Genomic DNA, 5,861 nt, shown 5'->3' on the forward strand with positions numbered 1-5,861 from the left:
GGCACGGCGGGCATGGATGACAATCGATGGATCCGATAGCTGGACCCTGCAGGCGGCCGGGTCGATCCGCTTCGTGGCATGGTGCCGAGATGGGCGCAATCAATAATTCGGCTTGCGTGTACAATGGAGGGTTGGCCATCAAGCCTGCAAAAAACTCAGCTTTCCACCGCGTGCGGAATCTCTCATTAACTTCGGCACGTGCGAATAGATTGGTCCAAAAAACGCGAAGTGCATGCGTTTAGCAAGACGGGAAAAGTAAACCACAATGCTATGATGATCAAGAATGGGAATTTGGTTCCACCGCGTTGAAAACAAAAATATCTATCATTCAATTCGATATCTCCTAGCCACCAATTAAAAATACACCATATTAGAAGCTTGGGTGTTGAAGAATACGGGCTGCCGGGACGTTCGGCGAGGCCCATGCCTCTGGCGCTTCCACCCTCTCGGAGCCTCGCCTCATGTTCGGCTATCAGGGTGGAGAAAGCAGCGAGACCGTCGCTCGCAAGCGCGGCTATATGGCGGAGGCGCGCGAGCGCTGGCCGTTCCTGACCCGGTTCGATGTGACCACGATCCACAACGAGCAGCAGCTCGCCACGATGGTGCGCGACAGGCTGGGGCTGCCCAAGGACCAAGCGGACGCCGAGGTCCATCGCTGGACGCAAGGCAAGCACTTCTGAGCTGACCAGCCCAGATCGCCAGCAGGCCCTGTCACCTGACGCAAGGCTCATCCATGTCCAGCTTCGACTTCCGGGCGACCCGCTTTGCCCATCTGCGCATCGTTCTCGACCACATGCCGGGGCTTCGCAGTGTCGAGATGCGGGACATCATCGCGACCGCGGCCGAGAAACGTCTGCGGCGGATCCGCATGGACCTCGAGGATGAGGTGAATGCGATCCGCGTGCCGAGCCTTGCTTCGTCCCTTTCACCCATCAAGCTACCGTAGGAACACGACATGACCCTCCCCACCGATCCGAAGACCGCCGGCATCGAAGCCTTCCGTGCCGGTCAGCCGACGTCCACCAGCGGCTATGCCGATGGCTCAAGTCAGAAGCTGTCGTGGCTCGACGGGTGGACGCAGGAGCAAATCGCTCAACGCGCCGACCTCGGTCAGGCTACATCCGACCAAGTCATGTCCTGCTGAACACCGCAGGACCTCCTATCGAGCCGAGTTCCCCGCTGGGTCAACAGGCTCATTCCCTGCGCTCAATCCTCCTGTCGAAAGCCGACCCTCATCATGTCAGTCCCAACTATCGACTACGCAGGAACGGCGGATGTGTTCTGGTGCAGTTCCGCGAAGCGGCAGATGCCCAAGGGGTCGATGCGGTTCCAGACCTTCCCGACGTTGGCCGAGGCCGTGCGCTTTCTGGTCACCGATACGACAGAGCCTCGCTTCCAGTACGCAATCGACACAGATCAGGGTCGATACGAGAAGGACGAGATCGCGGCGCTCTACGAACGGCCCGACTTTCCCGACCGTCCCGACGCCTGACGCACCACGTAACACAGAACGCCTCGATCGCTACGAACCAGCAGGGCCGTTCCCGGCCCCGTATCCCAATAGGAGATCGGCATGTGGCTTGAACTGACGAGTCAGCAGGGCGATCCCTTGCTGGTGAACATGGATCGGGTCGTGATGATCTCGCAGCATCCGGACGGAAGCCGCTTGCATGTCGAGCTGCCGGCATCGTCCGCGCACAACGGCGTCGACATCATCGTCGGCGAAGCGCAGCAGGTGATCCGCGACAGGATCGCCCGCCCTACGCAAAGCGGCTGACAGCCGATTGCGCACTTCCTGCAAACCGACAACGAGGTCCCGTCATGCCGTTCACCCATCAGGAACAAAGCAGCGCTGCCGGTGTCGCACCCCGTAGCGCTCTCGCGACCGCATCGGCACCTGCGAGTGACTTGCAGGCTGATGGCAAACAAAGCTCGAATGCGATGAAGCCTTCGGCGGATCTGGACCAGCTAAGCCAAGCTGCGATCGAAGGGCGGAACACCGAGACGCCGACCAGCAACCGTCGGGCGATCGGCATCATGTTCGGTATCGACCCGCGGAACCTCTACGAAGCGCCGGGCGAGGCGCAAAGTCGCGACCAAGCCGTGCGGGATTTGGACTGACACGTCCCGCGCGCCCCTCGCCAACGTGTGTGCCGACCCGTTCGACGCCACCCGACCATCTCCAACCCAAGGCCCGACCATGATCGCATCTGCGTTGCTGCGCCTTCTTCGCCCCGCACGACGCTCGCTTCGCGCCCTGCGCCGGGGATGGCGCTGGGAGAGTATCCCGTTCGATGAGCCGCGGCATCTGACCAACGGGCGGATGAGCCGGGACGATGGCGGGCAGGTGTGGCGGCGTTGGAACGGCCGCGAGTACGACTTGGTCCAACTCGCGATGATGCCGTAGCCCCTTTCGGGGTTACCAACCGTTCCCGACGAACGTCACCGCGAAGACAGTTGCCCATCAGGCCGTTCGCTCCCCAAAACAGAGACAGGACGTTCCCCATGCATTGCCTGATATGCAGCCGGCCGGCAAAGCCGATCCCGGCCATCAATCAGATCGCTTCGGCCACGGCCTGCGAACACTGCGGGGAGTGGGAAGCGTCCGGTCCTGCGATCGCCACCCTGGCAACGATGGCGGGCCATCAGCGCATGCAAGCGTTGCGGCATGCGCAGGTCAACTCGTTCATGGGACGTCGGCCATTCCTTCACGGGCTCGGCTAGGCGATGCCGGCCAAGACGTTCTTCATCGTTCAGCAGTTCGAGCGCAGCGGAAAGCGTTTGATCGCCGGCCGGGTGCTGGACTTCCGAAAGGCCGAGGAAGCTGTCGCCCGCGCAGAGCGCGCATCGAGCACGGCGATCGGAGTCGTCGCCCTGCAGCATACGGTCGACACCGAGACAGGCGAGGTGCTGGAGGATCCGATCGTGCTGTCGCGGTTCGGCGACGTGCCGGCGGAGTTCACTGATGACTAGCGATCTAGCAAAGGGACGGCTCAAACCAAAGGTCTGCTATCGCGCCTTGTTCAACCCATAGCAGACTGACCGGTTTCCACCCAGTCGAGCCGATCGGCGGCGGGGAAGCGGACGCTCGGAAGCGGTCCATCCGCTTCCGACTCATCCGGGACCACGGTGCCTGCTGCCCATCGAGCCGAAAGCCGACGTTGGGCGCGCTGTCGAAGGCGCCCTATAGCGACGTCATGCGCTGCATCTCGCGCACCACGTCGTCCTGCGGGTAGGGCTTGGTGAAGAACACTGTGTCAGCTGGCAGCTTCACCTCCCGGCGGCCATACCGTCCCGAAATCAGGATGATGCGGATTGGCGGCCAGCGGTCACGGATGAGGGCGGCCAGCTTCAGCGCGTTCACGCTGTCGGGAACGTCGAGGTCGGCGAACACGAGGCGGATGTCGGTGCGCTTCTCCAGGATGCGCACAGCCTCGCCAGCATCACGTGCCTCGACCACCGCGAAGCCTGCCTCCTCGATCATGTCGATGGCCATGATGCGCTGGAGCGGCTCGTCCTCGACCACCAGCACGATCGGACGGTAGGGGCTGGCTGGCGGCGTCATCGGATGCATCCCGTCTGTCACGACTGCTGCATCTGCGACAGTGACGCCTGCATATGTGCGGTCAGACCCTCGGGTCCATAAGCCAGATCGACACCCCCGGTTCCCATCAGTCCCATGCCGATCAGGCGGGAGCCGAGGCCCCGTCCCGACGGTGCGGTCGCGGGCGGTCCCCCGACCTCGCGCCAGCGGAAGTCGAGCGTCGCCTCGTCACCGTCCCCCACGACACGCCACTCGATCTCGACATGGCCGCCCGGCACCGACAGGGCGCCGTACTTCAGCGCGTTGGTGCCCATCTCATGCAGGAGCAGCGAGTAACTCAGCGTCGTGCGCGGTCCGAGCAGGATGTCCGGCCCCTCGACCCGGAACCGCTCGCCACCTTCGAACGTGGAAAGGACAGCCTTCGTCACGTCGCGGATGCGCGCTTCCGACCAGTTCTGCTGGAGAAGGATCTCGTGCGCCCGCGCCAAGGCGCCGATGCGCTGCGTCAGCGCCTTCACGGCATCGCGTTCGGTGACCTGACGCAGGGTCTGCGTGGCGATCGCCTGCACCATGGCGAGCGTGTTCTTCAGGCGATGCGAGATCTCCTGGTTGACGAGCTGCTGCTGCCGCTCAGCACCGAGACGAGCCAGCGCGGCATGCACCCGGTCGCCGACCTGACCGATGAACAGCAGATCGTCCCGGCTCCAGGGGTGCCGGTTGCGCTGGTGGACGAAGACGAGGAGCGCGAGCTTCCCCTGCTCCATGATCGGCAGGTTGACCATAGACCGCGCCTGGATGGCCTCGAACGCCTTGGCGCTCGACTTCGTGCGCGGATCGGTGGCGACGTCGTAGATGACCACCGTCTCGCCGCGCTTCAGCTCGTCGATGTAGCTGCCGAACGTGCGGAACGAATGCAGGCCCGCGACGCTGGCGACGTCCGCAAGGTGCCAGTCGGGTGGCACGACGATCGTCTCGTCTTCGAGCCGGACGGTACCAAAGCCGGTGCGCGTCGCGCCGAGCGTCTCGGCCAGGCAGGCCGCGGCGGCGTGAACGACCGCGTCAGCGTCGTCAAGATCGCGTAGCCGCTCGCTGAGGTCCGACAGGGCGGCCAGACGTTGGGCCTGCACGACGCGGTCGGTGACGTCGGACCCTTCCACGAAGATGCCGGTCACGGTCCCGTCGTCGCCCCGGACGGGCTGGTAGATGAAGTCGAGGTAGCGGTTCTCTACAGCGCCGCCGAGCACGGCCTGCTGGGCAAACAACGCACCCTTCGAGACGTAGGGCTCGCCGGTCCGGTAGACCTCGTCGAGGATAGCGACGAAGCCCTGCGCCGCCGCGTCGGGAAGCCCTTCGGCGACGGTGCAGCCCACGACGTCGCGGTCGCCGATCAGGCGCTGGTAGGCCGGGTTCGTGGACTCGAAGCGGTGCTCGGGACCGCGCAGCATGCACATGAAGCTCGGCGCCTGCTGAAACATGGCGTCGAGGCGCAGATGGCTGTCGCTGGCGGTCTGCCAGGCCGCGTCGAGGTCCACCACGATGTCGTCGCGGTCGAGCACGTTCCGTCGCAGGGCGAGAAGCGTCATGACCTGGCGGGCAAGTGCCCGCAGGCCCTCCGCCTGGGCCGGCGTCAGTCCGTTCGGACGTGGAACGTGGTCGATGACGCAGAGTGTGCCGAGCGTCTGTCCCTCCGGCGTCGTCAGCGGAGCGCCAGCATAGAAGCGCAGGTACGGCTCGCCCGTCACCAAAGGGTTCGCCCGCGTGCGGGGATCCTGCGTCAGGTCCTCGATCTGAAGGATGTCGGTGCGCCCCAGCGCGTGGGCGCAGACGGATCGGTCGAGCGAAGTCTCGCAGGGCTCGAAACCGACCCGCGCCTTGAACCACTGGCGGTCCCGATCGACGAGGCTGACGAGAGCGACCGGCGTGGCGCAGACCTGCGTCGCCAGAAGCACGATGTCGTCAAAACCTTGTTCGGACTGCGTATCGAGGACGCCGTAGCTCGAAAGGATGCCAAGGCGCGCTGCGTCCCGCACGGCAGCCTCGTCCAGGGCGCCGACGTCGAGCTTGGTCACGTCGCGGGTTCGGGAAGTGGACATGCTACCTGCCTTCCCATGCGACGGGCCGTCGTCCGATCGTTCATTATCGGATGAAACATTCGCGTAGCGGAATTCCCCATACAGTCAAGGCGACTGCGCCCATCCGGATGATCGAACTGTATCGCGGTGGCGACGCAGGCGCTTCTGCCCCGATGGGGAACTATGCCGAGTGTCAGCTATCCTTCGAACGCGCCGAAAAGCGGACGGTCGCCTTTCCACCCCCC

Annotated in this window: 9 protein-coding genes; 7 read left to right on the plus strand and 2 right to left on the minus strand. The window is 64.3% G+C overall.

Annotated elements, in window-relative coordinates:
* Positions 1-461 precede the first annotated feature (461 nt).
* The 7 genes from AUL35_RS21130 to AUL35_RS21160 all read left to right on the plus strand — a co-directional run bounded on the left by AUL35_RS21130 (position 462) and on the right by AUL35_RS21160 (position 2,973).
* A complete protein-coding gene (locus tag AUL35_RS21130; RefSeq protein WP_062018544.1) occupies positions 462-680 on the plus strand; it encodes a hypothetical protein in 219 nt (72 codons plus the stop codon).
* Positions 681-733: 53 nt separating this feature from the next.
* Positions 734-946 carry a hypothetical protein gene (locus AUL35_RS21135; RefSeq protein WP_062018546.1) on the plus strand — a complete coding sequence of 71 codons (213 nt, stop codon included), beginning with the start codon at positions 734-736 and terminating at the stop codon, positions 944-946.
* Positions 947-955: 9 nt separating this feature from the next.
* The gene (locus tag AUL35_RS21140; protein ID WP_062018548.1) at positions 956-1,144 is read left to right on the plus strand and encodes a hypothetical protein; all 189 of its coding nucleotides are present in this window, start codon (positions 956-958) and stop codon (positions 1,142-1,144) included.
* Positions 1,145-1,306: 162 nt separating this feature from the next.
* The gene (locus tag AUL35_RS21145; RefSeq protein ID WP_062018550.1) at positions 1,307-1,492 is read left to right on the plus strand and encodes a hypothetical protein; all 186 of its coding nucleotides are present in this window, start codon (positions 1,307-1,309) and stop codon (positions 1,490-1,492) included.
* A gap of 81 nt (positions 1,493-1,573) precedes the next feature.
* Positions 1,574-1,777 (plus strand): hypothetical protein, encoded by a 204-nt coding sequence (locus AUL35_RS21150; protein ID WP_062018552.1) that lies wholly within the window; start codon positions 1,574-1,576, stop codon positions 1,775-1,777.
* A 44-nt stretch (positions 1,778-1,821) separates the two neighbouring features.
* A complete protein-coding gene (locus tag AUL35_RS22400) occupies positions 1,822-2,121 on the plus strand; it encodes a hypothetical protein (RefSeq protein WP_156418144.1) in 300 nt (99 codons plus the stop codon).
* Positions 2,122-2,727: 606 nt separating this feature from the next.
* Entirely contained in the window at positions 2,728-2,973 is a 246-nt protein-coding gene (locus tag AUL35_RS21160; RefSeq protein WP_019998569.1) for a hypothetical protein, read from the plus strand.
* Between the two features lie 211 nt (positions 2,974-3,184).
* Here the strand turns inward: AUL35_RS21160 and AUL35_RS21165 are convergent, their stop codons facing one another.
* Together AUL35_RS21165 and AUL35_RS21170 are read right to left on the minus strand one after the other, a co-directional pair.
* Positions 3,185-3,565, minus strand: coding sequence for a response regulator (locus tag AUL35_RS21165; RefSeq protein ID WP_062018558.1), 381 nt, complete (start codon positions 3,563-3,565; stop codon positions 3,185-3,187).
* A 17-nt stretch (positions 3,566-3,582) separates the two neighbouring features.
* A complete protein-coding gene (locus tag AUL35_RS21170) occupies positions 3,583-5,637 on the minus strand; it encodes a GAF domain-containing protein (RefSeq protein WP_062018556.1) in 2,055 nt (684 codons plus the stop codon).
* Positions 5,638-5,861 lie beyond the last annotated feature (224 nt).

This window comes from Aureimonas sp. AU4, from assembly GCF_001463765.1.
Taxonomy (GTDB): Bacteria; Pseudomonadota; Alphaproteobacteria; order Rhizobiales; family Rhizobiaceae; genus Aureimonas.